Raw genomic sequence first — 26,641 nt, 5'->3', positions numbered from 1 at the left:
TTCGGTACTGTTTGAACACAACGCGCCGCAACACGGCGCCTCAGGCTTGATGACGGCGCTCCAGGCTGAACTATCCGATCGTCGGATGGCTTCACGCCGGCGCGGCTGAGTTCAGGTCACGCCCCCGCCTCAACGCGCCGCCGGGATCAGCGCCCGAATGATCTCCGGCTTCCAGCTTTGACGCGCGCTGTCGAAGGCTGCGAAATCGTGGTCGAATTGCCAATAGGCCCAGGCCCAGCCGAGCCGCTCCGCGCTTCGCGCCACGAACGACAGATACCTCGTCCGTGCTTCCGCTGGCGCGGCCTCGTACACGCCGAACTCGCCGAGATAGATCGGACGCTTTTCCCGTTCGGACCAGGACCGGATCTTGTCGAAATCGGCGCGCGCCTTCCGTTCGTCCTCCGGCGTGCCCCAATCAAGCGGGCCTATTTGCGAGAACGTCGGCGACCACGGTGCGCCCTGATGGGTGAAGCGGATCGGCGCGTAATAGTGAAACGTGACGATGATGCTTCGGTCATCTGACGGCAGGACCAGGTCCTCGACGGGCATCTCGTCGACGTTGAGAACCGCGGCGATCACCGTCCGCCGGGGGTTGGTGGCGCGGATGATGCCGAGACATTCGTTCAGAAGGGCGTTCCAGGCGGCGGACGTCATCTGCCCGCCCGGCTCATTGAGCACCTCGAAGACGAGCCTCGGATATTTTCCGGCATAGCGCGCGGCGATTTGCGTCCAGAACGCTTTCAGCTTCCCGGCGCACTCGGAGACGTCGCGTTGACAGATATGGGTATCGTGCTCGTCCAGGATGGGGATGAGATTTCGGGCGAGCACCTCCTCGATCACGGCATCGAGCCGCCTCAAGACGATCTCATCCAGCGCATTCTCCGGGTCCATGAACTTGAAGCCGAAGAAATTGATCCGGACGTGCGAGAACCCGGCGCGCCTGATCGCGGTGAGGTTGTCGAGACGAAATGGCGCGTTCCGGCCTCCCTCCCAAATGCCGTCATAGCCGAGGATGTTGATGCCGCGTCCCAATTTTGGGGGAGCGGACGCGGCCTGTCCGGCTGCCACTGCCGGGGAGCAGATTGCAAGCACGGAGAGCGTCAATGCGAGACCGAGAGTTACAGCCCAGCGGACGCAGATGGCATTCATCCTGACTGCCCCATCATTGCTGCAGGCCTTTGCTGCGACACCGGCCTGCACACCGCGAAGAAGAATGCGACGAGCAGCACCGAGGTGAACATCGTCGAGCGAAGGAACATCGTCTCCGTGAAATTCGACTGAAAGCTGAGGACGACGAATCCGATGATGAGAGCGCAGTGGCGACGGTCGATCGACCGCGTGGCGATCAGGTACAGGACCTTTTCCGAGAACAGATAGACGCTCGCCACGAACAGCACGTATCCCAGGAATCCCGTTTCCATCGCCACCGCGATGTAGCCGCTATGATAATTGTCCAGCACCCAGCCGTGGTTCTGGTTGAAATAGTCGTAAATCGCAGGGCGAGTCCAGAACCCGTTGATGCCGAAGCCCAGCAGCGGCGCATCGTCGAAATGGCTGATGGCGTACTGCCAGATGAAGGTTCGCTCGGTCAGATTGATGGTCGATTCGCCGAGATGGATGGAATCGTAGCCCGTGACATAGAAATACAGGATCAGGAGCGCAGCCAGGATGCACATGACGACCGGCAGCGCCGCGTAAATCCTCATGCAGCGGATCGACCATAGCGAGGTCATAAGCAGTGCACCGGCGGCAATTGCAACGGCACCGGCACCACGGGATTCCGAGGCGATGACGCATGTCGATGCCAGGAGAAACGTCAGCAGAAAAACCGTCCAGCCCTGGCCTGTCATCTTCTGATAGCAGGCAAAGAACATCAGATAGGCGCTGATGAAGCCGAGGGTCTGCTTCGATTCGTAGATTCCCTGCCACTGGCCGTTGTGCATCCAGCTCTGATCGACGCCGATCTCGGGCACGAGAACCGCACACAGGGCCGAGGCGGCGACCAAGATGAAGAGCCCCAGCGCCGTCGCTCCGACGATCTCGTCGATGTCGATCCGCGTGATGAGGCAGTACGCACCGAAGGTCGTCATCACGAGGGCCGCGCTCTTCATGATCGCCGCGGTGGCGAGGCCGCTCCAGAGCACGGAAACAGCGGCGAGAGCGTAGAATGCGACCAGCGCGATGAAATCGGGATTGGGCTGCACGCGCAGGCAGGGACGCACGAAGGCACTGGCGTAGATCAGGATGACCCACATCAGGAGCGCAACGGCCTGTTGCACGAAGCTCCATTCTGCGGGCAGCAGCGCGGGGTTGAAGACACCCATCGACGCGATCACGTTGACGGTGATCGAGCCGCGCATCACGATTCTGGCGAGCTTTTCCACGCCGACGCCGGGCGCTTGCCAGATCGCGCTGTCGTCCTCCTCGGAATCGTGCAGGCTGGTCATGAACTGACCGCCTGACGCACGGCGAATCTTGCCTCACCGCGCACCACGGGCGCCTTCGCACGCGCGCCTGCCGCGGGCATCGGCCGGTCGAGGCCTGATTCCCAGGGCCGTTCTCCCGCCGTGGCCGCGAGGCGCAACGGCGTCATTCCATTCCCAGTCACGTCCGCTCAGTCCACAGCTTCGAACGGCTCTCAGCGGATGTTGGCGCCGCCCAATGTGCCGTGCGTCTCAAGCGGGAAGATTGTCCTACCTTCTACCTTTGAGATCAAGGTGGCATGACGGGACGCTGCCCTCACAATCAGGTGCCAGACACGATCGAAGGACGGAAGGTTACGCCGCCGTTGCCGGCGGCAGCGCCAGCACCGAATAGATCGCCTGCGCATCGCGCGAGGCGCGGAGCTTCTTGGCGATGTCCTGGTCGCGCAGCAGGCGGGCGATGCGGGCGAGCGCCTTGAGGTGATCGGCGCCGGCGCCTTCGGGGGCGAGCAACAGGAAGACGAGATCGACCGGCTGGCCGTCCATTGCCTCGAAGTCGATCGGACGATCGAGCCGCGCGAACAGGCCGAAGATCTTCTCCAGCTTGGGCAGCTTGCCGTGCGGAATGGCGACGCCATAGCCGACCGCGGTGGTGCCGAGCTTCTCCCGCTGCAGCAGCACCTCGAACACCGCGCGCTCGTTCTGCCCAGTCAGCTCAGCGGCCTTGGCCGCAAGCTCCTGCAAGGCCTGCTTCTTGCTGTTGACTTTCAATGCCGGGAGAATCGCCTCGGGTGCGACCAGATCGGTAATCGGCATGGAAGCTTTCCGAGGTGAATTAAACCGTCAGGTTCCGATTTGGCCGGCTTGATAGACCAAGCCCGGCCGGCGTCAATAACATGAAGCAGGAGGGGGACTTAGCCCGAAACCCCGCCAGGCCCAGATGTGGGGGGCTTCTACTCCAACGCAATCCCGGTGCCAACTCCCGCGTGCAGCTTTGCCCCCGTCATTGTTAAGGACGGGATGGTACGGGCGCCGGCTGACGGGCCTAGCCACCGGCCTGGCCGTCCACCTTGGCGCCCGGCGGGTCGATCCAGCCCACATTTCCGTCCGCCCTGCGGTAAATGATGTTCACCCGGCCGGACGAGCCATGCTGGAATACCAGGCAGGGTGCCCCGCTGAGGTCGAGTTCCATGACGGCTTCGCTGACCGAGAGCCGCTTCAGCGACGTGGTTTGCTCCGCGATGATGACGGGGCTGTAGCCGGCGACTTCCTCTTCGCCCTCTCCGGGCGCTTCCAGCACATAGCTGGTGGCGTCGAGCGCGGCCATCGCCTCGGAGGCGGCATGGGCCTTGCGCGCGGAGCGGTCCTTGAGCCGGTTCTTGTAGCGCCGCAGCCGCTTCTCGATCATCACCAGCGCCTGGTCGGCACTGGCATAGGCATCCGGTGCGTTCGAATCGGCTTCCAGCGTGATTCCCGAATCGAGATGCAGGGCGCAATCGGTGCGAAAGCCGAAGCCGTCCTTGCTCAGCGTGATGTGGCCGGAATAATTGCCGTCGAAATATTTGCGCAGCACCTCGTCGGTGCGCTCGGCAACGCGGCCGCGCAGCGCCTCGCCGACGCTGATGCTCTTTCCCGAGATTCTGAGAGTCATGTGATGCCTCGCTTGGTTGGTGCCCAGCTTGGATCGGTCTCGATGGGGCATCGAGAGTAGCGCGATTTGGCGCCAGCGCAATCAGGCCGGTTCGGGATTGCGGGAGCGATCGGACAAGGCGGTAGAGAGGACGTTGCCAAGAGCGCTCTGCTTGTCGCGGCGGCGTTGCACCGAGGAAGGTATGCGCATGGCTTCGCGGTACTTCGCGACCGTGCGGCGGGCAATATCAATGCCCGAGGCGCGCAAGCGTTCCACGATGGTGTCGTCCGACAGAATCGCGGAGGGCTCCTCCGAATCGATCAGCTGCTTGATGTGGTGACGCACCGCTTCCGCCGAATGCGCTTCGCCCCCGTCGGCCGAGGCGATCGAGGCCGTGAAGAAATATTTCAGCTCGAACGTGCCGCGGTTGGTCGCCATGTATTTGTTGGCGGTGACGCGCGACACCGTGGATTCGTGCATCTGGATGGCGTCGGCGACGGCCTTCAGGTTGAGCGGGCGCAAATGGGCGACACCATGGGTGAAGAACCCGTCCTGCTGGCGCACGATCTCGGTCGCCACTTTCAGGATGGTGCGGGCGCGCTGGTCGAGCGCGCGCACGAGCCAGGTCGCGTTCTGCAAGGCATCGGTGAAATAGGACTTGTCGCCGTCCTTGCCGATCTTCTTCGACAGCTCGGAATAATAGGTCTGGTTGACCAGCACGCGCGGCAAGGTGTCGCTGTTGAGCTCGACATGCCAGCCGCCGTCGGGACCCGGGCGGACATAGACGTCGGGCACCATGGTCTGCAGGCGCGCAGAGCCGAACTTCATGCCGGGCTTGGGATTGAGGCGGCGGATCTCGCCGATCATGTCGGCGATGTCTTCGTCGTCGACGCCGCAGATCTTGCGAAGAGCCGCGATGTCGCGCTTGGCGAGCAGATCGAGATGCTCGACCAGCGCCTGCATCGCGGGGTCGTAGCGGTCGAGCTCGCGCAGCTGGATCGCCAGGCATTCGCTCAAGGAGCGCGCGCAGACCCCGGGCGGATCGAATTTTTGCAGCACGGCGAGGACGCTTTCGACCTCGGCTTGCGACGCGCCGAGACGCTCGGCGGCTTGGCCGAGATCGGGCGGCAGATAGCCGGCCTCGTCGACGAGGTCGATCAGGTACTGGCCGATCATGCGTTGCGCGGGCGCGGTGAAGGCAACCGAGAGCTGCTCGGCGAGATGGCCCGACAACGTCGTCTCGGCCGCGACAAAAGCTTCGAGATTGTAGTCTTCGTCACCGGAGGCGCCGCCGCCCCATTCGGTATAGGTGGTCGGCGCGGCATCCTGGGCGTTGCGCGCGGCCGCCTCGGCCGGCTCCTCGGAGAAGACGTTGTCGAGGCCGGTGTCCAGGGTCTGCTCGATCTCGGCGCGGGTGCCGAGATCCTTGCTCATCCATTCTTCCTGGCCCGGCTCGAAGCCTTCCGCGTTGCCGCCGAAGCCGTCCTCGCCCTGGCCATCGCCATGACCGTCACCTTGGCCGCCCCCGGAATCGCCGTAACTGCCGGCCTCGGCCGGAGCTTCGCCCGCGGGGACCTCGTCACTGGCCCGTTCCAGCAGCGGGTTTCGCTCGAGCTCCTCTTCCACGAAGGTCGTGAGATCGAGATTGGACAATTGCAGCAGCTTGATCGCCTGCATCAGCTGCGGCGTCATGACCAGCGACTGCGATTGCCGGAACTCTAATCTCTGCGTAAGCGCCATGAAGCAAGAACCGATCCCAAAAGTTGGTCCGATTTTTGCTTATCCTAGTCTCAGCCCGATGTACACGTCTTGACGAATTGGAAAAAAGGGCTAGAGGCGGAATTCCTCGCCAAGGTAAAGGCGGCGCACGTCCGGATCGGCAACGATCTCATCCGGAGTTCCCTCCGTCAAGATTTCCCCGGCATAGACGATATAGGCACGGTCGGTGAGGCCGAGCGTCTCGCGGACATTGTGGTCGGTGATCAGCACGCCGATGCCGCGGTTGGTGAGATGGCGGACGAGATCCTGGATGTCGCCGACCGCGATCGGGTCGATGCCGGCGAAGGGCTCGTCGAGCAGCATGTAATTCGGCCGCGTCGCCAGCGCCCGCGCGATCTCGACGCGGCGGCGCTCACCTCCGGACAGAGCGATCGACGGTGATTTGCGCAGCCGCGTGATGTTGAACTCGTCGAGCAGCGAGTCGAGCTGCTGCTCGCGCTTCTTGCGCGAGGGCTCGACCACTTCGAGCACGGCGCGGATGTTCTGCTCGACGGTGAGGCCGCGGAAGATCGAGGCTTCCTGCGGCAGATAGCCGATGCCGAGCCGGGCGCGCTGATACATCGGCAGCTTGGTGACGTCGTGGCCGTCGAGCTCGATCGCGCCGCGATCGGCCTTGATCAAGCCGGTGATCATGTAGAACACGGTGGTCTTGCCAGCGCCGTTCGGGCCGAGCAGGCCGACGGCCTCGCCGCGGCGAACATAGATGCTGACGCCGCGCACCACTTGCCGGCTGCCGAAGGCCTTTTCCACGCTATGCACAGCCAGGAATCCGGGCCGCTTTAACAGCTGCGGTCCGCCGGCACCGTTGGACCTGGCAGCCGTGCGGACGGGATGAGCCGCCTGCGGACGCGGCTCGGCCTGATAGTCGGCCTCATAGTCGCCTTGGAACTGGTCGGGGGCGCGGGGCTGGTCGCGGGCAATCGGCGCGTCCCTGACAGGGCTGGGCACGAGGCCGCCGACGCTGTCACCGAGCGCAGTGATGTCCTGACGCGCAAATCCTGGCCGGCCGCGCTTGGCGGGGCGCCGACGGAACATGCTGAAGAGATCGACCATCCCCGCCTTCTAGCCTTTGGCGTCGTCTTGCGCGAAATCCGCGCGATCTGTCGCGCCAGCCTGAGCGATTGGCCGACGCAGCATGGGTGAAGGAATGTCTCATGCCCAGTGAAACACGCCCGAAAAGCGGCGGACCCCGCTTCGAAAGCCCTGTGCGCTAGATACAGGCTCGCTCGCCAAGCTTCAACCTCGGATCGGGAGCACCCGATCCAAGTTGTTGAATTCACTTTTGTTTGCTTGCGCCGGGCAATTGCAAGGGCGGCGCCGCGCCGGGTTTGCCCCCCTGGCCGCAATCATTGCTGCCGCCCTGCGGCAGCAGCGCCTGCACCCGCCCGTTGTCGGATTCCACGCGGGACACGCCGGTGGTCATGTCGACCATCAAACGATCACCGCGCAGCACGTTCTTGCACTGCGTCAGGACCACCTGGCCGCCCGCGCCGCCGAGCATGGTGATGAGGTTGGTCTTGGTGTCGAACACAGCGGTCTCGCCCGTCACCACCTGGTCTTTCTGGGTGACCACGACATTGCCGCGCGCCTCCAGCCGCTTGATCGAGGAGCTGCCGCCCGGACCCGGCTGCGCCGACTGCATCGGCACCGATTTCGCGCCTTTCGCCGCGGGCTGCGGCGCGGCCGGCTTGTCGCCGCCGGACTCGTAGAACACCACCAGCGTCTTCGAGGTCATGGTGGTGTCGCCCTGCACGACCTTCACATTGCCGGCGAAGGTCGCCTCCTTCTTCTTGTCGCGCATCTCGAGCGAGGCGGCTTCGATCTGGATCGGCTGATCGCGGTTCTGCGAAAAACCCTGCATCGCGTTGGGCACACCCTGCATCGTGCTCTGCGCAAGGGCCGCACCCGTGACGAGCAGCGCGAGGCCGATAGCGAGCGCGGCCTTGCTGACAGAAACGTCACGCGGAAAACAGGTCATCATGAAGATCACTTCGAATTGGCAGACTTGTTCTGAGGCGTGCGTGTCTTCGTCGGCGCCGCTTCGGGTGGTGCAGGCTGCGTCGCGGCGGGCTCGTCGAGCTTGTCGAGGTGCATCACCACATTGCCCTCGAAGCGGATGACGTCACCGCCTTCGGTAATTCGCAGCCGATCCGCACTCAGCGTGCCATTGGTCAGCTTGACGTCGACGCGCTCGTCCGAGGAGACCGTGCCCTTGCCCATGTCGACGAAGGCTGAGTTCAGCCGGGCCTCGTAGCCGGTCGAGGTGCGCAGCAAGATATCCTTGCGCAGATCGAGCTGCTGCTGCTTGTTGTCGAAGCGGCCGGTGCGGGCATCGAGGAACAGGGTCGATTGATCCTCCATCAGCACTTTCGCACGCAGGTCATTGAGATCGACGTGATCGGGATCGGTGATGTCCTGCGTCGCGGTCTTGGCCCAGAGCTCGTAGGGCCGCTGGTCCGGCGTGTATCCGGCGAGGTGCGGCGATTCCATCGTGATCTTGGTGCCCGACACCACGAGATTTCCGGAGTCGAGCGGCAGCTTCGGCATCAGCATGCGGAACGGATTGAAGATCGAGACGCCGATGATGACAGCCATGGACAGCACCACAGCACCCGGGACCGCGATGCGCAGAATCCGCACCAGGCGGCTGTGGCGCGCCGCGCTGGCGAACTTCGCCGCAAGCGCGGCGTCGTAGGTGGGGTTCTGGGCCGAATTCACCGGGGTTCCTGCTTACCTGTCTCCTGACGTATCGCTCGCCTTGTCCGGTCGAGGGGGGCACCCCATTCTATCCGGTGCCGCCCAAATATGCAGCCGGCGACAGGCCGTTACGAAAGTGTCCGAAACGGGGCGGCAACCCCGGGGCGAACCGCCGCGGCGCCTTCAGGAGTGCGCGAAAATGTCCTCCTCCGCCCAGCCCTGGAGGTCGAGCAGGGCGCGGGTCGGCAGGAAGTCGAAACAGGCCTGCGCCAGCTGGCTGCGGCCTTCCCGCACCAGCATGGCGTCCAGCCGCTCGCGCAAGGCATGCAGATGCAGCACGTCGGAGGCGGCGTAGGCGAGCTGCGGCTCGCTCAGGCTGTCGGAACCCCAGTCGCTGGACTGCTGCTGCTTGGAGAGGTCGATGTTGAGCACCTCGCGGACGAGGTCCTTGAGACCGTGGCGGTCGGTGTAGGTGCGGGTCAGGCGGGACGCAATCTTGGTGCAATAAATCGGCCCGGTCATGACGCCGAAGGTCTGGTACAGCACCGCGATATCGAACCGCGCGAAATGGAAGATCTTCGTGACCGCCGGATTGGCGAGCAGCGCCTTCAGGTTCGGCGCGTCGGTGTGGCCCTTGGGGATCTGCACCACGTCGGCGCTGCCGTCGCCCGGCGAGAGCTGCACCACGCAGAGCCGGTCGCGGTGCGGGTTCAGCCCCATGGTCTCGGTGTCGATCGCGACCGCTCCGGTGTAGCGGGACAGGTCGGGCAGGTCGCCGCGGTGCAGGCGTACGGTCATGAAAACCTCGGGTCGAATCGGTAGCTCGATATCATAGGCTAGTCGAATGGATCGCGATGTAGCCAGTCGCGACAGGTCACGCAAGCGGCGGCCGTGACCTTACGGCCGGTCAGATCGCGGCGAGCATGATGCAGATCATCGCCGCGACCGCGGTGCGGCTGGGGCCGTCCCGGAACGCGTACAGGAGCGGATCGTCCGGCATCTCGCGGCGATGCGCCATCATCAGCGCACGGCCGAACCAGTACAGCAGCAGCGGCGTGAGCAGCCACAGCATCCAGGGGCGGCTGTAGAGCGGCGTCACCGCCGAGGACGAGACGTAGAGCGAGAACACGGTCACCGCATTCATGGCGCTTGCCGCCGCCATCGCGGCGATGACGTTGAGGTCGGTGACGCGGTAGTCGCGGTTGGAGGGATCGGCGAGACCCTCGCTCTCGCGCATGCTGAGCTCGCTGAAGCGCTTGATCAGGGCGAGCGAGGTGAACACGAACAGCGAGAAGATCAACAGCCATTCCGACAGCACCACGCCGACGCCGACCGCGCCGGCGACGATGCGAAGCGTGTAGAGGCCGGCGAGCGTGACGATGTCGACCAGCATCTTGCGCTTGAGCACGAGCGAATAGGCGATCGTGGTGGCGAGGTAGAGGCCGAGCACGCCGAGAAACAGCGGCGAGATGCAGAGGCTGGCGGCGAGCGCGAGCAACCACAATGCAGGAATGGCCGACAGCGCCGAGGAGATCGGCAAATCGCCCGCCGCGAGCGCGCGGTGGCGCTTGCTCGGATGCTGCCGGTCGGCGGCGAGATCGATCAGATCGTTCATCAGATAGGCGCCCGAAGCGCAGGCCGAGAACGCCAGGAACGCGAGCAGTGCGTAGCCGAGCGTCGAAAGGTTGATCTGATGCGCCGTGAGCGCGGGCACGAACACCAGCGTGTTCTTGGCGTATTGATGGACCCGCAGCGCCTTCACCCAGGTGGCGAGGTCGGCTCTGCGGACCTCGCGATTTTCGATGCGCGTGATGGAGGCGCGATCGAACGGCACGCGGCCCGCCGCGAGATCGGCCGCCGTGACAACGCCATCGAAGCCGAGATGCGCTGAGATCGCCGCGGCATGAGCGGCGAGCCGATCCGCGACGAGATAGATCTTCTCGCCGCGCGCCCGTGCCGCCAGCGCCCGGTTCATCACATCGGAATCATAGGGCAGATGGGCGTAGTCGATCTCGGCCCGCGCCAGGATCGCCGTGAGCGCCGCCATGCCCGCCCGTCCGCCCGCGCCGAAGCGCGCCAGCATGCGGCCGGGGCTGGAGAACAGCGCCTCCATCAGCAGCTCGGAACGCAGCAGCGCGCCTTCGAGGTCGATGACGAGGGTCCGGGCCGCCGACGGCTCGGACACGCCAGGATCATACTGGGAGGCACGCTGCTCCATCCGAAAACGCTCTGACTTGCCGTGACATGACCGGCATTCGGCCGGGGGGAGCAGGAAATGGACCGAGCAACCCTATGGGAACATTCACTAAAGGCGGATTAATGCGGTCGGAAGGGGGACGGCTTCTACCCGCGCGCTGTTGCCCGAGTCCCACAACCCAGCGCGAGCTTCCTGTTCCGACAGAACTTTTGCTTGGTGCGCCGTGGACATCGCTCCGGCCCACCCTATCTGCCAGTTTCCCTCCCCGGGCCCCACTCCTGAATCAGGTGCCATGACCGAACCAACGCTCGCTGCGCCGATCGACGACCAGCGCCCGCGCGGATTCTCGCGCTACCAGGTGCTCCTCATCGCGCTGCTGGCGCTGACGCAGTTCACGATCATCCTTGACTTCATCATCATGTCGCCGCTCGGCGCCATCCTGATGCCGTCGCTCGGCATCACGGCGGGGCAGTTCGGCGTCGCGGTGTCGGCCTACGCCTTCAGCGCGGGGCTATCGGGCATCCTCGCCGCCGGCTTTGCCGATCGTTTCGATCGCAAGCGCCTCCTGCTGTTCTTCTATGTCGGCTTCACGCTGGGCACGCTGCTGTGCGCGGTGGCGCCGAACTACCATGTGCTGCTGATCGGCCGGATCGTGACCGGATTGTTCGGCGGCGTGATCGGCGCGGTCGTGCTCGCCATCATCACCGACCTGTTCTCGTTGCAGATGCGCGGCCGCGTGATGGGAATCATCCAGACGGCGTTCGCCGCCAGCCAGGTGCTCGGCATTCCCGCCGGCCTGTTTCTCGCCAATCACTGGAGCTGGCATGTCTGCTTCATCGCCATCGTCGTGCTGTCGATCGCCACGATCGCCATCATCGCCTTCGCGATGCAGCCGGTCGATTCGCATCTGAAGCTGAGGCAGGACAGAAACCCGTTCCACCACCTGGTCGCGACGGTCACCGAGCCGCGCTACACGCTCGCCTTCGCCGTCACGACGCTGCTGGCGACCGGCGGCTACATGCTGATGCCGTTCTCCAGCGCCTACACCGTGCATAATCTCGGCATCGACATCACGCATCTGCCGACGATCTATCTCGTCTCCGGCCTGTTCAGCATCGTCACCGGGCCGTTGGTCGGCCGCGCCAGCGACGCATTCGGCAAATATCCGACCTTCGTGTTCGGCTGCGCCATGACCGTCCTCATGGTGCTGATCTACACCCATCTCGGCCACGTCTCGCTCGCGACCGCAATCATCGTCAACGTGCTGATGTTCGTCGGCATCTTCTCGCGCATGATCCCGTCCCAGGCGCTGATGTCGGCGATCCCGGAGCCCGGCCAGCGCGGCTCGTTCAGCGCGGTCAGCGCCTCGCTGCAGCAGCTCTCCGGCGGCCTCGGCTCGGTGCTCGCCAGCGCGATCATCGCGCAAGGCGCGGACGGCGCGCTGCTCCATTTCGACCGGATCGGCTACGTGTCGTGACCACGACGATCGTCACCCTGGTGATGATGTATTTCGTGCAGAAGGCGGTGGCGGAGCGGACGGGGAAGAGCGTGGTGTGAGGGGCACGAGAAGACCGATCTAGCGCCACAGGACCCACGCGCGGCGACGCGGCGATTGCCGCCTGCCATCCCTACCGATCTGAGATCGCTCTATTCGGATCCGGACCCCAAAATGGTGCCCTGGAAGGATTGGATCGCCATCACCGAAAGAGCCTGTATTTGCAGGTCGTTTTCAGCCGTCCCTCGAGCGATCACCACGCCCTGCAATTCCCAATAGCGCAGGAAGCCGCCGTGCGAATTCGTTTTCCGCGCGACGGAAGTCACCTGCTTTGTGGTGGACACAGTGCCACACGTCACGCAGCCACGTTCTTCGCTAGTTTTATCCGATCGGTCCTCGCGACTCGACAAGAAACAACAAGACCAAGGACGGGAAATGAGAAAGCTGACACGACGAACATTCGTGATGGGTTCGGCCGTCGCGTTGTGCGCGCCGGCTGTAAGGACCGAGGCGCAATCCGCGTGGCCGTCCAAATCGATCAGGATCATCGTGCCCTATCCACCGGGCGGCCAGACCGACGGCATCGCGCGCGCGTTCGGCGACTTCCTGGCGCGGCAGGTGAGCAAGCCGGTCATCGTCGAGAACAAGGGCGGCGCCGGCGGCGTCATCGGCGTGGCAGAAGCGAAACGCGCCGATCCGGACGGCACCACCATCCTGTGCACGATCTCGTCGTCGCTGATCCAGAACCGCGTCACGGTAAGAGACCTGCCCTACGATCCCGAAAATGATTTTACCTATCTGACGATGGTCATCGGCGCTGGCGGTCCGGTCGTGGCGGCGAAGAAGACCGGTGCGACCAACCTGCGCGAGTTCATCGAATACTGCAAGAAAGTCGGCAGCGTGAACTGGGGATCCTACGGCGTGGGCTCGACGCCGCACGTCCTGATCGAGACGATCGCCAAGCAATACGGCATAAAGGTTCAGGTCATCCAGTATCGCGGCGAGGCGCCGATGTGGAATGACGTCGCCGGACAGACGCTTGATGGCGCCGCCGGGAGCTATGCCGCAGCCGCGCCCGTCATCCAGGCCGGCACCGGCAACCTAATCGGCGTGGTCGGCACCCGTCTGCCGCCCCATCCGGACACGCCGACCATGACCGAGCAAGGCGCCGTCGGCGACTTCTACAATCTGCGTCCCTTCACCACGTTTGCGGTGCCGTCCGGCACGCCGCGGGATATCGTCGATCGCCTCTCGCCGCTGCTGATCCAAGCCGGAACCGATCCGAAAGTTCAGCAGATGCTGAACAACTTCATCCTGTCATCGCCGGCCGATTTCGAAACGACGAATCGGATCTTCAAGCGCGACAGCGACGTGATGCTCCGCATCCTGGGCGATCTCGGCGTCAAGCCGTCGGATTAGCCGCGTCGCGGCCTAGCAGCCCAGTGCGCTTCCTGCTCCGCGTGGCTCTCCGTATTCGGCGCCCAGCCGACATCGAGCGTGTGGACCATGGCGACACTGGCCGAGCAACCCTGAACAGCAATGTTACACCCCATTGTTACACAGTCGGGGCGAACGCAACACTCTGAGAGGGCTTATCTATCTGGATTTGTTTGCGATCCAGAAAAGCATGGTGCCCAGGAAAGGACTCGAACCTTCACGGCCGTTAAGCCACTGGCACCTGAAGCCAGCGCGTCTACCAATTCCACCACCTGGGCATGCCGTTTGGGGCACGGAGGCGGTTACTACGGTTCGGTGACGCCGTTGTCAATTCATGCGTGAGGCCGGGCTCGGGATGCCGATTGCGCATCGCAAACCGGCCCGATACAAGCCTGACAAGACGCACTCTTTTCCGCAGGAACGGCTCCCATGGCATCGAATCTGGACACGCTGGTCACGGTTTTCGGCGGTTCGGGATTTTTGGGCCGGAATGTCGTCCGTGCCCTGTGCAAGCGCGATTACCGGGTCCGGGTCGCGGTGCGGCGGCCGGAACTGGCCGGATACCTCCAGCCCTCCGGCCGGGTCGGGCAGGTCCACACCGTGCAGGCGAATTTGCGCTTTCCGGCCTCGGTCGAGGCGGCGCTGCGTGATTCGCATGTCGTGATCAATCTGGTCGGCGTGCTCACCGAGAGCGGCGGGCAGACGTTTGACGCCGTCCAGGCCAGGGGCGCCGAGACCGTCGCCAAGGCGGCGGCCGCCGCAGGTAGCGCGCTGGTGCATGTCTCGGCGATCGGGGCCGATGCGCAGTCGCCCTCACGCTATGCCAGGGCCAAGGCGGCCGGCGAAGCCGCGGTCCTGGCCGCGGTTCCCTCCGCCACGATCTTCCGCCCCTCCGTGATGTTCGGCCCCGAGGACCAGTTCACCAACCGCTTTGCTGCGCTGGCCCGGATCTCGCCGGTGCTGCCCCTGGTCGGCGGCGAGACCAAGATGCAGCCGGTCTATGTCGGCGACGTCGCCAGCGCGATCGCGGATGCGGCCGACGGCAAGGCCAAGGCGGGCGCCACTTACGAGCTCGGCGGGCCGGAAGTGCTGACCATGCGCGAGATCATCGAGGCGATCCTCGAGATCACCGACCGCAAGCGCATGCTGGCGCCGCTGCCGTTCGGCCTCGCCCGCTTCCAGGCCAACTTCCTGCAATTCGCACCGGGCGCGTTCAAGCTGACGCCGGACCAGGTCACCCTGCTCGAGCGCGACAATATCGTGTCGGAGGCGGCGAAGGCGTCCGGGCTGACGCTGGAAGGCCTCGGCATCACGCCCGATTCGCTGGAGGCGATCGCCCCGCAATATCTCTGGCGCTTCCGCCCGCAGGGCCAGTTCCAGCGCATGAGTGTGTGAGAGTTTCTGCCTTAACCTCTCCCCGCTTGCGGGGAGAGGTCGGATCGCGCTTGCGATCCGGGTGAGGGGGTACAGGTCTCACAAAGACCGCGCTCGTGGAGAGAGGCCCCTCACCCCGGCCTCTCCCCGTAAGAACGGGGCGCGGGGGCGCATCGTCGCTGAGGGCCCGTCACACGACTTTCAAAACCTCAGCTTCTTGAACACCGCCTCCGGCAGCGTCTTGATGACAAGCATCACGAGGCGCCATTTGCCGCTGACATAGACGATGTCGCTCTTGGCCTCGACGGCGCGAAGGATCGCAGCGCCGACGACGGGGGCTTCGACGGTGAGCGGGCCGATCAGCTTCATGCCTTCCGTCATCCTGGTGCGGACGAAGCCGGGCTTGACCGTGACAACGTGAACGCTGCCCCGGCTGGCGCGGGCGCGCAGGCCGGACAGGAAGGCGGAGAAGCCGGCCTTGGCGGAGCCATAGACATAGTTGGAGGCGCGGCCGCGATCGCCGGCAACCGAGGACACGCCGACCAGCGTGCCGCTGCCGCGGTCCAAGAACTTCTCCGCGAACAGGCCGAGGATCAACGACGGCCCCTCGTAGTTGGAGCGCATGATCGCGGTGGCGTGGGCGAGATCGCTCTGCGCGCTCTCTTGCACGCCAAGCAGGCCGACGATCGAGATGACGACATCGGGCAGCGCGGGCAGGCCGGCGACGAAGCCCTCGAACGAGGCGGTGTCGAGCACGTCGAATGTGTGGACACCGAGCTCGACATTGTAGCGCGCACGAAGATCGGCGGCGTCAGGCTCCAGCGCGGCGACGTCGCGGCCGGCGAGCGCTACATCGTATCCCGCTTCGGCAAAGGCGCGCGCCGTGGCGCGGCCGATGTCGGATGAGCCGCCCAGCACCAGTACAGACTTGCGCGACGTCACGGCCTAGACCCCATCGAACAGACGTTGTGAAAGCTTGGAGCGGATGTTGCCGGCAGGGTCGAGCGCTTTGCGGATCGCGTTGAAGCGCGGCACGGCGGGATAGCCGGCTTCGAGCGTCTCGCGCGACTGGCGCGCATCCTTGGCGAGATAGAGCCGGCCACCAGCCGCGACAACGAGACGGTCGATCTCGTCGAGAAAATTCAGAATGTCGCCGCGCACGGGGAAATCCAGCGCCAGCGTGTAGCCGGGCAGCGGAAACGACAGGATGCCCTCGCCCTGGCCGAGCTTCTTCAGCACCGCGAGGAAGGAGGCATCGCCGCGCCGCGCGACGCGACCCAGGATCTCGCCGAGCACGTCGCGCGCGCCGTTCTCGGGTATCACGCATTGATGCTGCAGAAAGCCGCGCTTGCCGTAGATACGATTCCAGTCGGCAATGCTGTCGAGCGGAAAGAAATAGGGATAGAGCGAGACCACATGGGTGCCGCCGGCGCGGCGGGCGCCCATGCGATAATACAGCTCGTTGAAGGCGCGGATGCTGAAGCGGTTCAGCGTCATCGGGGGCAAATCGATGGGCACGCCGAGACCGGGATGCTTGCCGGCGGGAAACGCCGCGGCGCCGGCAGGAAGCTTGTCCTTGCCGGCGTGCTCGCCGAGATAGATCAGCGAGCGGCCGAGATCCTTGCCGCGCGCGGCGCAATCGATCCACGCCACCGAATAGGTCGCGGCATCGCCTGCATCGAGCGCGCGCATCGCCGCATCGAGATCGGATGCCGAGATCACGCGTTCGCGGATCCATCCCGTTTCGACCTTGCGCAGCCGCAGGGTCGCTTCGAGGATGACACCGGTCAGGCCCATGCCGCCGATTGTCGCAAAGAATGCGTCGGAGTTCTGCTCGCGCGAGGCTTCGATCAATTCGCCCTCGCCCGTGCGCAGCAGGATGCTGTCGACATAGCGGCCGAAGCCGCCTTCGCAATGGTGGTTCTTGCCGTGCACGTCGGCGGCGATGGCGCCGCCGATCGACACGAAACGCGTGCCGGGCAGCACGAAGGGCAGGAAGCCGCGCGGGCCGAAGGTCTCGATCAGGTCCGAGAGCAGCACGCCGGCCTCGAGGCGGATGCGGCCGGTCGCCGGATCGAACCACCTGATGCGGTCGAAGCCCGTCATCGCGACGGTCCTGACGGCCCCGATCGCGGCATCGCCATAGGCACGGCCATTGCCGCGCGCCACGGTGCCGGACACGACGGCGTCGGCAACCGCCGCGAACGCGCGCGGACGCAGCATCTCGGTATCGACGACCGGGAAGCGCCCCCAGCCGCTGACGAGGGTCATGGCTCAGCTCCTGCGCCGGGCGTGCCGCCCGGCATGGCAAACTGAGTACCGATCAAAAGCTTACATTGCGTTGAAAGCGCGGTTGGCACGCAGATGGGGCAATGGGCCTACCGTCCCAGCGCCAGCGCGATCAGGCCGAGGGTGCCGACGATGACGCGCCACCAGGCGAACAGCAGGAAACCGTGCCGGGTGACATAGGTCAAAAACGTCTTCACCACGATGATCGCGGTGATAAAGGACACCACGAAGCCGATCGCGACGATGTTGATGTGGTCCATCGTCATCTCGGCGCGGCTCTTGTAGAAGTCGTAGGCGAACGCGCCGATCATGGTGGGGATCGCCAGAAAGAACGAGAATTCCGCCGCCGCGCGCTTGTCGGCTCCGAGCAGCATCGCGGCGACGATGCTGGCGCCGGAGCGCGATACGCCCGGGATCATGGCCACGCACTGCGCGATGCCGATATAGAGATACATCAAGAGCGGAAATCTGGTGGCATCATGCTCGCGCGGCTTGAGCTCGAGCTTGTCGACCCAGAGCAGGATGGCGCCGCCGACGATCAGTGTGAAGCAGATGACCCACGGATTGAACAGCAGGAGCTTGATGTACTTACCGGCGACGAGGCCGACGATGACAGCGGGCAGGAATGCGACCAGCACGCCGATCACGAAGCGGCGAGCATAGGCATCGCCCGTGAACAGGCCGATCACGACGTCCCACAGCTTGCGAAAGTACAGCCCCACGATCGCGAGAATCGCGCCCAGCTGGATCAGAACCGTAAACGAATCCCAGAACGCGCCTTCGCCGAGATGAAAGAAGCGCTCGGCGATCAGGAGGTGGCCGGTCGAGGATACGGGAAGGAACTCGGTCACGCCCTCGATGATGCCGAGGATCACTGCCCGTACTGCGTCTGACATATTTACGGTCCATTTCGGCTGGAAAAGCGGGGCTCTTCTCGCCTATTAGACCCCATGCCGCAATCGCAAAATGCCAAATCACGCCCTTGCTTCGCGGTTTTGAGGGGCTAGTGTGGCGCCGCACAAACATTGATGGATTCTTAAGCACCATCACATAGTCAAAGGCTTCATGTTTACGCTGTTTCATCATCCGTTCTGTCCGCATTCGCGCTTCATTCGCCTGATCGCGGGTGAATACGGGCTCGACCTGAAGCTGATCGAAGAGCGTAGCTGGGAGCGGCGCGAGGCGTTTCTGCTGCTCAATGCAGCGGGCTCCACGCCCGTGCTGGTGGACGACGAGCAGCCGCCCGTTCCGGGCGCGGCGATCATCGCCGAATATGTCGATGAGGCCTATGGTGCCGGGATGGGCCCCAAGCGCCTGATGCCGGAGACGCTTGCCGAGCGTGTCGAGGTGCGCCGGCTGATGGCCTGGTTCAACGAAAAATTCTTCGAGGAGGTCTCGCATCCACTCGTCACCGAGCGCATCTACAAGCGCTTCATGAGCGAGGAGAACGGGGGCGGGGCGCCTTCGGCCGACGTGATGCGCGCAGCAAAGGCCAACGTGCGCTATCATCTGGCCTATATCGGCTGGCTGGCGCAGACCCGCAACTTCCTCGCCGGCGACCGGCTCACCTACGCGGATCTCGCCGCCGCGGCGCATCTTTCGGCGATCGACTATCTGGGCGACGTGCCATGGAGCGAGGACGACGCAGCAAAGGCGTGGTACGCGCGGGTGAAATCCCGCCCGTCGTTCCGTCCGCTCCTCAGCGAATGGCTAGCCGGCGTGCCGGCGTCGCGGACCTATGTGGACCTGGATTTCTGAGCTCCGATCCGATTGAACTGAAGGCGGCGCTTGCGCGCGAAGCGCACGCGCTCGGCTTCGACTGCATCGGCGTCACCGCGCCGGGCTCGATCGATGCGGCCGGACAACACTTCCTCGAATTCATCGCCTCGGGCGGCCATGGCGACATGGATTGGCTCGCGAACCAGCCGGAGCGCCGCGTCGACCCGCGCGGGCTGTGGGCCGACGTGCGCAGCGTGATCATGCTCGGCGTCAATTACGGTCCCGATTCCGATCCGCTCGCGATCCTGAAGCAGCGCACGTGCGCGGCGATCTCGGTCTATGCGCAAGGCGACGACTATCATGACCTGATCAAAAAGCGGCTGAAGGCGCTGGCGCGCTGGCTGGTCGCGACCGCGCCGAGCGAGGTGAAGGTGTTCGTCGACACAGCGGCGGTGATGGAGAAGCCCTTGGCGCAGGCCGCGCATCTGGGCTGGCAGGGCAAGCACACCAACCTCGTCTCGCGCGAGTTCGGCTCGTGGCTGTTTCTCGGCGCGATCTACACTACGCTGCAGCTGCCGCGCGACGCCGCCGAGATCGACCATTGCGGCTCGTGCCGGGCCTGCCTCGACATCTGCCCGACCGCGGCGTTTCCAGCGCCCTACAAGCTCGATGCGCGGCGCTGCATCTCCTATCTCACCATCGAGAACAAGGGCCCGATCCCGCACGAGTTTCGCAAGAGCATCGGCAACCGCATCTATGGCTGCGATGATTGCCTTGCCGCCTGCCCCTGGAACAAGTTTGCGCAAGAGGGGCGTGAGGCAAAACTCGCCGCGCGCGACGAGTTGCGCGCGCCTTCGCTCGCTGAGCTGGCACGGCTGGACGACGCGGCATTCCGTGCGCTGTTCACGAAGTCGGCGGTGAAGCGCATCGGCCGCGACCGGTTCTTGCGCAATGTGCTGATCGCGATCGGCAATTCGGGCGAATTGGCGCTGGCGGACGAAGCGAGGCGATTGCTGGATGACGCAAGCCCGCTGGTGCGCGGCGCGGCGGTATGGGCGCTGGGGCAGTTGGTGGAGGGGGAGGAGTTCGCGGCTATGAGGCTGCATGCTCTCGATCGCGAGCCCGACGAGAGCGTTCGTGAAGAGTGGGAAGCAGACAGCACTGTTTGCACCTCATCCTGAGGAGCCGCGCTGCGGCGTCTCGAAGGATCGAGGCCGAGCTGCCGCAGCGGGGCCTGCATGGTTCGAGACGGCGCTTTGCGCCTCCTCACCACGAGGATCGTGGACCTTGATTTCCCCATCCATTCCCGCAATCTCGCGCGCATGACAAACATGCCTTTCTTCACCCGCGACGGCGATAAATTCCATCCGACGGAAGTCGCGAGCGGTCCATGGGATCCGAAATCGCTGCACGGGCGCGTCATCATCGGCCTGCTCGGTTTCGTCATCGAGGAGCGCCATTCCGGGCCCGAATTCGTGCCGGCGCGGCTCACGGTCGACATGTTTCGGCTGCCGACGATCGACAAGCCGATCGAGGTGACGGCGCGGCTGGTGCGCGACGGCATGCGCATCCGCGTGGTGGAAGCGGAGTTCTATTCCGGCGGGGTCAGCATGGCGCGCGCCTCGTGCCAGCTGCTGCGCAAGACGCAAAATCCCGATGGCAATGTCTGGTCGCCGCCGAACTGGGACGCACCGAAGCCTGCCGAGATCCCCAAGCCGACCGATCCCCAGGCTCGGCATGAACGGCAAATGGGCGACGCGCCCGATCGTCGGCCATATGGGCTCGCTCGGCCCGCGCAGATTGTGGATGAGCGAGGTGCGCGAGCTTGTCGCGGGCGCCCCGATGACGCCGTTCGTCCGCGTCGCCAGCGGCGCCGACTTCGCCAGCCCGTTCGCCAATGCCGGCGACCAGGGGCTCGGCTACATCAACAGCGACGTCACCATCTATCTACACCGCCTGCCGGTGACGGAGTGGATCGGCTTCGAGGTGGTGAACCACCACGCCACCGACGGCGTCGCGATCGGCGAATGCTGGCTCTATGACGAGCAGGGTCCGATCGGCACCGCGACCGTGGCCGCGCTGGCGCAGCGCAAGCCGATGGTGAATCCGTCGAAGCGGTAGGGACTTTTTCCACCTGTCATTCCGGGGCACGCGAAGCGTGAGCCCGGAATCCATACTCCCGATGGTGGTTATGGATTCCGGGCTCGTGCTTCGCACGCCCCGGAATGACGAGGAGGATGCAGCTACCCCAAATGCCGCTGCATCTCCGGCCGCGCCTTCAGCTCGGCGCCCTGCTTGGCGACGATCTTGGCGATGCGTTCCGGCGCGAACTTCAAATCGACGAATGCCGGCGCGGTGTTGGCGACCTCGTGATAACAGGCGATCCTGCCCTCCTTCAGCGTCATGATCGCAACGCCCTCGAACATCGCCCGCGCGCCGTTCGCTTCCGGCAATGTCGATCTGTAGCTGAACGTGTAGCGCGCATAGAGCGTGGTGCCCTCGGTGACGGGGTCATGCATGTCCCAGCGGAAATCGGTCGCGGTGCGGTAGAACCAGTCGTCGATCATCGCGGCGATCTTAGCGCGGCCGGCGAAGGCGCCGTAGAAGACATCGTGATAGACACCGTCCTCGGTGAACAGCTCTGCGAAGGCTTTGCCGTTGCGCTGCTCGACCGCGTCGCAGAAGGCGCGCAGCATGGCGATGGTGGTCATTGGCGTTGCCTCCCGGTTGTTGTGCCCTCCCCCCTTGTTGTGGGAGAGGGCAGCCTCCGCTCGTTGACGCGCATTCACTTGGGTGAGGGGTCTGTCTCCGCGAGACCAACTGTCATTCGGGCTCGTGGATAGAACCCCTCATCCGGCTTCGCTTCGCGAAGCCACCTTCTCCCACAAGGGGGGGAAGGAAGAGAAACATCCTCACCCAAACTCCGCCACCGCGGCAAGAAGGCGCGCGATGTCCTGCGGCCGTGACAGGCGATGATCGCCGTCCTGGATCATGGTCAGCACGACGTCGTCGGCCGGCAGCCGATGGGTCAGCTTGAACGCGTGCTGCCACGGCACATCAGGGTCCTTCGCGCCTTGCAGGATGCGGACGGGGCAGCCGAGATCGATGGCGCTGCCGAGCACGAGGTGATTGCGCCCCTCCTCGATCAGGTTCCGCGTGATCGGATAGGGCGAGCCGTCGCCATATTCCGACGGGCGCAGCCAGAAGCCCTTGGTCTCGATCTCCTTCTTCACCGCGGGCGAAAAATTCTTCCACATCAGCTCTTCGGTGAAATCAGGCGCCGGCGCGATCAGCACCAGGCCCGCAAGCGACGCTTTGCCGGCACGTCTCTTGATCTCGCGCGCGAGCAGCAGCGCCATCCAGCCGCCCATGGAGGAGCCGATCAGGATTTGCGGGCCGTCGCAGAAGCGTTCGAACACCGCAACACTGTCCTCGAGCCAGCTGCCGATGGTCCCAATGGCGAAATCGCCGCTGGATTCGCCGTGGCCGGAATAGTCAAACCGGACGATTGCGCGGCCGCGCTCGTGGGCCCAGGCATCCAGCGCCACGGCCTTGCCGCCCTGCATGTCCGACTTGAATCCGCCGAGCCAGACCAGGCCGGGGCCTTTTCCGGGACGGCGGCGCACCGCGATCCTGCGTGCGGACGGCCCCTCGCCCACCTCGATGAACTCAAGCACGGCATCGGAAATTGCGTCGGTCATGGAACGTTTACTCTGGCTGTGCGGTTTGAGCTGTCCGGACCTGTTCCGAAAGCACGACCGGCATTGCTATTGGTCCTTTGGGACGCTTGCGGAACAGAGGCAAGGTGTCTATGTCGGTCAGCGTGCCGAGGGCCGTGACCAAAATGCCTCGCATTTGAGGGTTTTTCGCACCTCGCATCAGCGACTTGCTTGCCGGCAAACGCTTCTTCCTTCAAAATAGCCGCTTCTTTCACAACTTTGGAGAACCACCCATTCGCCGTCCTAATAAAGCTCCGCCCGCTGCCAGCAAAGACGGGCCGCGCATCAATGATGATATCCGCAATGCGCAGATCCAGCTGATCGACCAGACCGGTGACAACAAAGGCACGGTCGAGACCGTCGTCGCCATCCGCATGGCGCAGGAAGTCGGCATGGATCTGGTCGAGATTTCGCCGAATACCAGCCCTCCCGTCTGCAAGATCATGGATTACGGGAAGTACAAGTATTCCGCCCAGAAGAAAGCCGCGGAAGCCCGCAAACGGCAGAAGACCGTCGAGATCAAGGAGATCAAGCTCCGTCCGATGATCGACGACCACGATTACGACGTGAAGATGCGCGCGATGCAGCGCTTCTTCGAAGAGGGCGACAAGGTCAAGATCACGCTGCGCTATCGCGGCCGCGAAATGGCGCACCAGGAGATCGGCACCAAGCTGCTTGACAAGATCAAGACCGACGTCGCCGAGCTCGCCAAGGTCGAGCAGGACGCGCGATTCGAAGGTCGCCAGGTGGTGATGGTGCTGGCGCCGCGCTGACGCCGGCTTGTCAGGACTGAGAATTCAGCGGCCCGTCCGGATCTCCGGCGGGCCGTTTTGTGTGTCAGGTCTTCGTCGCCTGCCAGGTTCCGCTGCACTGGTCGCCGGAGATAATTCCCTTCCACGACCCGGCGCCGTTCACGCCGGCGAGCCGGCCGCCGCCGCTGGCGTGGGAGGCGCCGACCGAGACCTGGACGGCGACAGCGCCGGAGCGCTTGACCCGGCCCGAGACCCGGCCGCCCCCGGCGGAGGAGACGCGGGTGCCGGTCACGGTGAAGGGAACGCTGTAGCCCGAGCTGCAATTGCCGCGGGTGGTGGCGAAGGTGACATTCCAGATGCCGTCATAGCCGCCGGCGTGGGCGTCAGCCGCCTGTGGCAGCGCAGCCGCGGCGAGCACGGCGAACAGCGCCAGAGGGCGCTGGTGGGCGAATGAAATCAGAAGTTGCGGAAAATGAGCCATTTTTGGACCTGCTTCGGGCGAGAAGGCTTGGACATGAGGGGTGGCAGCGTTCAATAGTCGGCGGGCAGGTCGCGGCGGTTCATCGTTGCCAATTGGCCTCTCCTCTGTCATAAGCCCAACCTTCACCGCCCGGCTGATTTACGGGCTGCCGTGGCGGTGTCTCGTGCGGGTTTCGCGCTTGTTCGCAAAACTTGAGCACAATCAACGCTCTAACGAGCATTTTTGACGGTCCAGCCGCCTTCGCGGGCGGATCTCTGTGGCCATTAGGAGAGCCAAATGCCCAAGCTGAAGACCAAATCGGGCGCCAAAAAGCGCTTCAAGGTGACTGCCACCGGCAAAGTGATGCACGCCCAGCGCGGCAAGCGTCACGGCATGATCAAGCGGACGAAGAAGCAGATCCGTCAGCTCCGCGGCACCCGCGTGCTGTTCAAGACCGACGGCGACAACGTCAAGAAGTACTTCTTGCCGAACGCCTGATCGCGTCCACGATCATTGCCATCCGTGCCGCGCATCCCGCGGCGATCCGATAACCAAAGTCATCTCTGAAGGATTTCGTCATGTCTCGCGTCAAACGCGGTGTGACCGCCCACGCCAAGCACAAGAAAGTCTACAAGGCCGCCAAGGGCTTCTACGGCCGCCGCAAGAACACCATCCGCGCCGCCAAGCCGGCCGTGGAGAAGGCGCAGCAATACGCCTTCCGCGACCGCAAGCGTAAGAAGCGGACGTTCCGCGCGCTCTGGATCCAGCGCATCAACGCCGCGGTCCGCCCATTCGGCCTGACCTACAGCCGATTTATCGACGGCATGGCCAAGTCCGGGATCACCGTGGACCGCAAGGTGCTGTCGGATCTCGCGATCAGCGAGCCCGCCGCGTTCCAGGCGATCGCCGAGAAGGCCAAAGCCGCGCTGGCTGCCTGAGACCAGCGCTAGCGGGCCTTTTGGCCCGCAGCCTTCAACGCGCGCTGCGAGTAACGCTGGGCGACCTGCGCCCGGCAAAAGGCTGTGAACGAGAGATACATGGTGCCGGACTTGTTCCGGTACTTGCGATCGCACGCCTGCAACTCGCGCTGATAGCTGAGCTTCTGCGGCGGCTTCAGTTGGCCGCCGAAATCAGCTTCGCATTTCTTCTCGACAACTTCGCCGAACTGCACGTCGCCGCTGGCGCCATATGCGCAGACCTCGAACAGCTTCATGGCACGGCTGCAGCCAGGCGCCGCATTGAGGACTGCGATGACGTCGTCCATCGAAGTCGATTTGGCCGGGCACTCCTCGGCGTAGGCCGCGCCACCCAAAACACCTTGCAAAAGAAGCAGGACTAGGCCGACCAGGCAGGATCTCGAAAGCATCGCAAAACTCTCCTCGTACCCCCGTTGGTGCCGGGTCCCCGCGCAGGGTTCAACCCAGCCGGCCATGTGCCCGAAATGACCGGCTTTTCGCTTGACGTTACGGCCTTCGGGCGGCGACAACCCAGCCGAATTTAGAGCCAAGGATTTGACTGTGTCCGACCTCGCAACGCTCGAAACATCCATCCTCGACCAGATCGCCGCCGCCGGCGATGAAGCCTCGCTCGAAGCCGTGCGCGTCGCAGCCCTCGGCAAGAAGGGCTCAATCTCCGCGCTGCTCGCCACGCTCGGCAAGATGTCACCCGACGAGCGCAAGACCCAAGGTGCGGCCATCAACCAGGCCAAGGACAAGGTCACCGAGGCGCTCGCGGCAAGGCGCGACGTTCTGAAATCGGCCGCGCTCGATGCGCGGCTCGCCGCCGAGACCGTCGACGTCACCTTGCCGCTGCGCGATGCGGCGGCGGAAGCCGGCCGCATCCATCCGCTGAGCCAGGTGTGGGACGAGCTCACCACCATCTTCGCCGACATGGGATTCTCGGTGGCCGAAGGTCCCGACATCGAGACCGACGACTACAATTTCACCAAGCTGAATTTTCCGGAAGGCCATCCGGCGCGCGAGATGCACGACACGTTCTTCTTCCATCCGAAGCAGGACGGCTCGCGCATGCTGCTGCGAACCCACACTTCGCCGGTGCAGGTGCGCACCATGCTGAGCCAGAAGCCGCCGATCCGCGTGATCTGCCCGGGCCGCACCTACCGCATCGATTCGGACGCGACCCATACGCCGCAATTCCACCAGGTTGAGGGCCTCGTCATCGACAAGAGCTCGCATCTCGGCCACCTCAAATGGATCCTGCACGAGTTCTGCAAGGCGTTCTTCGAGGTCGACCACATCAACATGCGTTTCCGGCCCTCGTTCTTCCCGTTCACCGAGCCGTCGCTGGAAGTCGACATCCAGTGCCGTCGCGACAAGGGCGAGATCCGCTTCGGCGAGGGCGAGGATTGGCTCGAGATTCTCGGCTGCGGCATGGTGCACCCGAACGTGCTGCGCGCCTGCGGCATCGATCCCGACGAGTACCAGGGCTTCGCCTGGGGCATGGGCATCGACCGCATCGCCATGCTGAAATACGGCATCGCCGATTTGCGCCAGCTATTCGACAGCGACGTCCGCTGGCTCTCCCATTACGGCTTCAAGCCGCTGGAGGTGCCGACGCTGGCGGGAGGGCTGAGCACGTGATGTCTGTGCCCACACACACCAAGACTCTCTCCGTTCCCTCCCCCCTTGTGGGGGAGGGCCAGGGAGGGGG

Annotated in this window: 28 protein-coding genes, 1 tRNA gene and 2 pseudogenes; 11 read left to right on the top strand and 20 right to left on the bottom strand. The window is 64.4% G+C overall.

Annotation, left to right across the window (positions count from 1 at the left end; genetic code table 11):
- Positions 1-129 precede the first annotated feature (129 nt).
- From P0R31_RS09115 to P0R31_RS09070, 10 genes are all read right to left on the bottom strand, one after another.
- Positions 130-1,149, bottom strand: coding sequence for a glycoside hydrolase family 5 protein (locus P0R31_RS09115; protein ID WP_275513782.1), 1,020 nt, complete (start codon positions 1,147-1,149; stop codon positions 130-132).
- A complete protein-coding gene (locus P0R31_RS09110) occupies positions 1,146-2,447 on the bottom strand; it encodes an O-antigen ligase family protein (RefSeq protein WP_275513781.1) in 1,302 nt (433 codons plus the stop codon). Before P0R31_RS09110 ends, P0R31_RS09115 begins: the two co-directional genes overlap by 4 nt.
- A gap of 330 nt (positions 2,448-2,777) precedes the next feature.
- Complete coding sequence (gene ptsN / locus P0R31_RS09105) at positions 2,778-3,239, bottom strand: PTS IIA-like nitrogen regulatory protein PtsN (protein ID WP_063681444.1); 462 nt, start codon at positions 3,237-3,239, stop codon at positions 2,778-2,780.
- Between the two features lie 229 nt (positions 3,240-3,468).
- The gene (gene hpf, locus P0R31_RS09100; protein WP_275513780.1) at positions 3,469-4,074 is read right to left on the bottom strand and encodes a ribosome hibernation-promoting factor, HPF/YfiA family; all 606 of its coding nucleotides are present in this window, start codon (positions 4,072-4,074) and stop codon (positions 3,469-3,471) included.
- A gap of 81 nt (positions 4,075-4,155) precedes the next feature.
- Entirely contained in the window at positions 4,156-5,793 is a 1,638-nt protein-coding gene (gene rpoN / locus P0R31_RS09095; RefSeq protein ID WP_275513779.1) for an RNA polymerase factor sigma-54, read from the bottom strand.
- Positions 5,794-5,883: 90 nt separating this feature from the next.
- A complete protein-coding gene (gene lptB, locus P0R31_RS09090) occupies positions 5,884-6,885 on the bottom strand; it encodes an LPS export ABC transporter ATP-binding protein (RefSeq protein WP_275513778.1) in 1,002 nt (333 codons plus the stop codon).
- Between the two features lie 223 nt (positions 6,886-7,108).
- A complete protein-coding gene (locus P0R31_RS09085; protein WP_275513777.1) occupies positions 7,109-7,813 on the bottom strand; it encodes an LptA/OstA family protein in 705 nt (234 codons plus the stop codon).
- 5 nt (positions 7,814-7,818) lie between these two features.
- Positions 7,819-8,550, bottom strand: a complete 732-nt coding sequence (gene lptC, locus P0R31_RS09080) for an LPS export ABC transporter periplasmic protein LptC (protein ID WP_275513776.1) — start codon at positions 8,548-8,550, stop codon at positions 7,819-7,821.
- Positions 8,551-8,712: 162 nt separating this feature from the next.
- Positions 8,713-9,327, bottom strand: coding sequence for a ribonuclease D (locus P0R31_RS09075; RefSeq protein WP_271543393.1), 615 nt, complete (start codon positions 9,325-9,327; stop codon positions 8,713-8,715).
- A 109-nt stretch (positions 9,328-9,436) separates the two neighbouring features.
- Positions 9,437-10,714 carry a UbiA family prenyltransferase gene (locus tag P0R31_RS09070; RefSeq protein ID WP_275513775.1) on the bottom strand — a complete coding sequence of 426 codons (1,278 nt, stop codon included), beginning with the start codon at positions 10,712-10,714 and terminating at the stop codon, positions 9,437-9,439.
- A 304-nt stretch (positions 10,715-11,018) separates the two neighbouring features.
- Here P0R31_RS09070 and P0R31_RS09065 point away from each other — a divergent pair.
- Positions 11,019-12,283 (top strand): annotated as a pseudogene (locus P0R31_RS09065) (MFS transporter).
- 90 nt (positions 12,284-12,373) lie between these two features.
- Here the strand turns inward: P0R31_RS09065 and P0R31_RS09060 are convergent.
- Positions 12,374-12,769, bottom strand: a complete 396-nt coding sequence (locus P0R31_RS09060; RefSeq protein WP_275513773.1) for a hypothetical protein — start codon at positions 12,767-12,769, stop codon at positions 12,374-12,376.
- Between the two features lies 1 nt (position 12,770).
- On the opposite strand from P0R31_RS09060, the gene P0R31_RS09055 reads away from it, so the two are divergent.
- Complete coding sequence (locus P0R31_RS09055; RefSeq protein WP_275513772.1) at positions 12,771-13,640, top strand: Bug family tripartite tricarboxylate transporter substrate binding protein; 870 nt, start codon at positions 12,771-12,773, stop codon at positions 13,638-13,640.
- Positions 13,641-13,849: 209 nt separating this feature from the next.
- Here P0R31_RS09055 and P0R31_RS09050 read toward each other — a convergent pair.
- A tRNA-Leu gene (locus P0R31_RS09050) sits at positions 13,850-13,936 on the bottom strand.
- 151 nt (positions 13,937-14,087) lie between these two features.
- On the opposite strand from P0R31_RS09050, the gene P0R31_RS09045 reads away from it, so the two are divergent.
- On the top strand, positions 14,088-15,053 hold the full coding sequence (locus P0R31_RS09045; RefSeq protein ID WP_275513771.1) for a complex I NDUFA9 subunit family protein: 966 nt from the start codon (positions 14,088-14,090) through the stop codon (positions 15,051-15,053).
- 180 nt (positions 15,054-15,233) lie between these two features.
- Here P0R31_RS09045 and P0R31_RS09040 read toward each other — a convergent pair whose 3' ends face one another.
- From P0R31_RS09040 to P0R31_RS09030, 3 genes are all read right to left on the bottom strand, one after another.
- Positions 15,234-15,974, bottom strand: a complete 741-nt coding sequence (locus P0R31_RS09040) for an SDR family oxidoreductase (protein WP_275513770.1) — start codon at positions 15,972-15,974, stop codon at positions 15,234-15,236.
- A gap of 3 nt (positions 15,975-15,977) precedes the next feature.
- A complete protein-coding gene (locus P0R31_RS09035; RefSeq protein WP_275513769.1) occupies positions 15,978-17,303 on the bottom strand; it encodes an FAD-binding oxidoreductase in 1,326 nt (441 codons plus the stop codon).
- A 107-nt stretch (positions 17,304-17,410) separates the two neighbouring features.
- Entirely contained in the window at positions 17,411-18,217 is an 807-nt protein-coding gene (locus tag P0R31_RS09030; RefSeq protein WP_271543361.1) for an undecaprenyl-diphosphate phosphatase, read from the bottom strand.
- Between the two features lie 169 nt (positions 18,218-18,386).
- Between P0R31_RS09030 and P0R31_RS09025 the strand changes: the two genes are divergently transcribed.
- The gene (locus tag P0R31_RS09025; protein WP_275513768.1) at positions 18,387-19,079 is read left to right on the top strand and encodes a glutathione S-transferase family protein; all 693 of its coding nucleotides are present in this window, start codon (positions 18,387-18,389) and stop codon (positions 19,077-19,079) included.
- The gene (gene queG, locus P0R31_RS09020) at positions 19,028-20,221 is read left to right on the top strand and encodes a tRNA epoxyqueuosine(34) reductase QueG (RefSeq protein ID WP_275513767.1); all 1,194 of its coding nucleotides are present in this window, start codon (positions 19,028-19,030) and stop codon (positions 20,219-20,221) included. The genes P0R31_RS09025 and queG overlap by 52 nt, the downstream gene beginning before the upstream one ends.
- Here the strand turns inward: queG and P0R31_RS09015 are convergent.
- Positions 20,213-20,500: a hypothetical protein gene (locus tag P0R31_RS09015; RefSeq protein ID WP_275513766.1), complete on the bottom strand. Its 288-nt coding sequence runs from the start codon at positions 20,498-20,500 to the stop codon at positions 20,213-20,215. The two genes, queG and P0R31_RS09015, sit on opposite strands and share 9 nt — an antisense overlap.
- On the opposite strand from P0R31_RS09015, the pseudogene P0R31_RS40850 reads away from it, so the two are divergent.
- Together P0R31_RS40850 and P0R31_RS09010 are read left to right on the top strand one after the other, a co-directional pair.
- Positions 20,447-20,608, top strand: a pseudogene (locus P0R31_RS40850) (acyl-CoA thioesterase domain-containing protein); the annotation flags it as partial. The gene P0R31_RS09015 and the pseudogene P0R31_RS40850 sit on opposite strands and share 54 nt — an antisense overlap.
- A 169-nt stretch (positions 20,609-20,777) precedes the next feature.
- Positions 20,778-21,161: an acyl-CoA thioesterase domain-containing protein gene (locus P0R31_RS09010; RefSeq protein ID WP_275513765.1), complete on the top strand. Its 384-nt coding sequence runs from the start codon at positions 20,778-20,780 to the stop codon at positions 21,159-21,161.
- 122 nt (positions 21,162-21,283) lie between these two features.
- Here the strand turns inward: P0R31_RS09010 and P0R31_RS09005 are convergent, their stop codons facing one another.
- Both P0R31_RS09005 and P0R31_RS09000 read right to left on the bottom strand, forming a co-directional pair.
- Positions 21,284-21,751 carry a nuclear transport factor 2 family protein gene (locus tag P0R31_RS09005; RefSeq protein WP_275513764.1) on the bottom strand — a complete coding sequence of 156 codons (468 nt, stop codon included), beginning with the start codon at positions 21,749-21,751 and terminating at the stop codon, positions 21,284-21,286.
- A 201-nt stretch (positions 21,752-21,952) separates the two neighbouring features.
- Positions 21,953-22,741 carry an alpha/beta hydrolase gene (locus P0R31_RS09000; protein WP_275513763.1) on the bottom strand — a complete coding sequence of 263 codons (789 nt, stop codon included), beginning with the start codon at positions 22,739-22,741 and terminating at the stop codon, positions 21,953-21,955.
- Between the two features lie 251 nt (positions 22,742-22,992).
- Here P0R31_RS09000 and infC point away from each other — a divergent pair, with 251 nt between their 5' ends.
- On the top strand, positions 22,993-23,532 hold the full coding sequence (infC, locus tag P0R31_RS08995) for a translation initiation factor IF-3 (protein ID WP_074447655.1): 540 nt from the start codon (positions 22,993-22,995) through the stop codon (positions 23,530-23,532).
- Between the two features lie 64 nt (positions 23,533-23,596).
- Here infC and P0R31_RS08990 read toward each other — a convergent pair whose 3' ends face one another.
- Positions 23,597-23,992, bottom strand: a complete 396-nt coding sequence (locus tag P0R31_RS08990) for a hypothetical protein (protein WP_275513762.1) — start codon at positions 23,990-23,992, stop codon at positions 23,597-23,599.
- A 276-nt stretch (positions 23,993-24,268) separates the two neighbouring features.
- On the opposite strand from P0R31_RS08990, the gene rpmI reads away from it, so the two are divergent.
- Both rpmI and rplT read left to right on the top strand, forming a co-directional pair.
- The gene (rpmI, locus tag P0R31_RS08985) at positions 24,269-24,469 is read left to right on the top strand and encodes a 50S ribosomal protein L35 (RefSeq protein ID WP_008539890.1); all 201 of its coding nucleotides are present in this window, start codon (positions 24,269-24,271) and stop codon (positions 24,467-24,469) included.
- A gap of 80 nt (positions 24,470-24,549) precedes the next feature.
- Positions 24,550-24,909 (top strand): 50S ribosomal protein L20, encoded by a 360-nt coding sequence (gene rplT, locus P0R31_RS08980; RefSeq protein ID WP_027561620.1) that lies wholly within the window; start codon positions 24,550-24,552, stop codon positions 24,907-24,909.
- Between the two features lie 8 nt (positions 24,910-24,917).
- On the opposite strand, the gene P0R31_RS08975 is transcribed toward rplT, so the two are convergent.
- Positions 24,918-25,337, bottom strand: a complete 420-nt coding sequence (locus P0R31_RS08975) for a hypothetical protein (protein ID WP_275513761.1) — start codon at positions 25,335-25,337, stop codon at positions 24,918-24,920.
- Between the two features lie 151 nt (positions 25,338-25,488).
- Between P0R31_RS08975 and pheS the strand changes: the two genes are divergently transcribed.
- Positions 25,489-26,571: a phenylalanine--tRNA ligase subunit alpha gene (pheS, locus tag P0R31_RS08970; RefSeq protein WP_275513760.1), complete on the top strand. Its 1,083-nt coding sequence runs from the start codon at positions 25,489-25,491 to the stop codon at positions 26,569-26,571.
- The last annotated feature ends 70 nt before the right edge of the window (positions 26,572-26,641 follow it).

Origin of the sequence: Bradyrhizobium yuanmingense (assembly GCF_029167105.1) — a bacterium.
Taxonomy (GTDB): domain Bacteria; phylum Pseudomonadota; class Alphaproteobacteria; order Rhizobiales; family Xanthobacteraceae; genus Bradyrhizobium; species Bradyrhizobium yuanmingense_A.
This window is presented reverse-complemented; position numbering and strand designations above follow the sequence as displayed.

Bases quoted from the DNA above. Each gene is read 5' to 3' on its own strand.
- P0R31_RS09060 (WP_275513773.1), bottom strand. From the start codon at position 12,769: ATGATCCTGATCGATTTGGACGGCCACGCGGATTGCGCCTCGGTCCTT.
- P0R31_RS09025 (WP_275513768.1), top strand. From the start codon at position 18,387: ATGTTTACGCTGTTTCATCATCCGTTCTGTCCGCATTCGCGCTTCATT.
- P0R31_RS09110 (WP_275513781.1), bottom strand. From the start codon at position 2,447: ATGACCAGCCTGCACGATTCCGAGGAGGACGACAGCGCGATCTGGCAA.
- P0R31_RS09115 (WP_275513782.1), bottom strand. From the start codon at position 1,149: ATGAATGCCATCTGCGTCCGCTGGGCTGTAACTCTCGGTCTCGCATTG.
- P0R31_RS08990 (WP_275513762.1), bottom strand. From the start codon at position 23,992: ATGGCTCATTTTCCGCAACTTCTGATTTCATTCGCCCACCAGCGCCCT.
- P0R31_RS08975 (WP_275513761.1), bottom strand. From the start codon at position 25,337: ATGCTTTCGAGATCCTGCCTGGTCGGCCTAGTCCTGCTTCTTTTGCAA.
- ptsN (WP_063681444.1), bottom strand. From the start codon at position 3,239: ATGCCGATTACCGATCTGGTCGCACCCGAGGCGATTCTCCCGGCATTG.
- P0R31_RS09035 (WP_275513769.1), bottom strand. From the start codon at position 17,303: ATGACCCTCGTCAGCGGCTGGGGGCGCTTCCCGGTCGTCGATACCGAG.
- rplT (WP_027561620.1), top strand. From the start codon at position 24,550: ATGTCTCGCGTCAAACGCGGTGTGACCGCCCACGCCAAGCACAAGAAA.
- P0R31_RS09045 (WP_275513771.1), top strand. From the start codon at position 14,088: ATGGCATCGAATCTGGACACGCTGGTCACGGTTTTCGGCGGTTCGGGA.
- P0R31_RS09010 (WP_275513765.1), top strand. From the start codon at position 20,778: ATGAACGGCAAATGGGCGACGCGCCCGATCGTCGGCCATATGGGCTCG.
- lptB (WP_275513778.1), bottom strand. From the start codon at position 6,885: ATGGTCGATCTCTTCAGCATGTTCCGTCGGCGCCCCGCCAAGCGCGGC.
- P0R31_RS09000 (WP_275513763.1), bottom strand. From the start codon at position 22,741: ATGACCGACGCAATTTCCGATGCCGTGCTTGAGTTCATCGAGGTGGGC.
- rpmI (WP_008539890.1), top strand. From the start codon at position 24,269: ATGCCCAAGCTGAAGACCAAATCGGGCGCCAAAAAGCGCTTCAAGGTG.
- queG (WP_275513767.1), top strand. From the start codon at position 19,028: ATGGCTAGCCGGCGTGCCGGCGTCGCGGACCTATGTGGACCTGGATTT.
- P0R31_RS09005 (WP_275513764.1), bottom strand. From the start codon at position 21,751: ATGACCACCATCGCCATGCTGCGCGCCTTCTGCGACGCGGTCGAGCAG.
- P0R31_RS09085 (WP_275513777.1), bottom strand. From the start codon at position 7,813: ATGATGACCTGTTTTCCGCGTGACGTTTCTGTCAGCAAGGCCGCGCTC.
- hpf (WP_275513780.1), bottom strand. From the start codon at position 4,074: ATGACTCTCAGAATCTCGGGAAAGAGCATCAGCGTCGGCGAGGCGCTG.
- P0R31_RS09015 (WP_275513766.1), bottom strand. From the start codon at position 20,500: ATGGCGCTCCTCGATGACGAAACCGAGCAGGCCGATGATGACGCGCCC.
- rpoN (WP_275513779.1), bottom strand. From the start codon at position 5,793: ATGGCGCTTACGCAGAGATTAGAGTTCCGGCAATCGCAGTCGCTGGTC.
- P0R31_RS09075 (WP_271543393.1), bottom strand. From the start codon at position 9,327: ATGACCGTACGCCTGCACCGCGGCGACCTGCCCGACCTGTCCCGCTAC.
- P0R31_RS09030 (WP_271543361.1), bottom strand. From the start codon at position 18,217: ATGTCAGACGCAGTACGGGCAGTGATCCTCGGCATCATCGAGGGCGTG.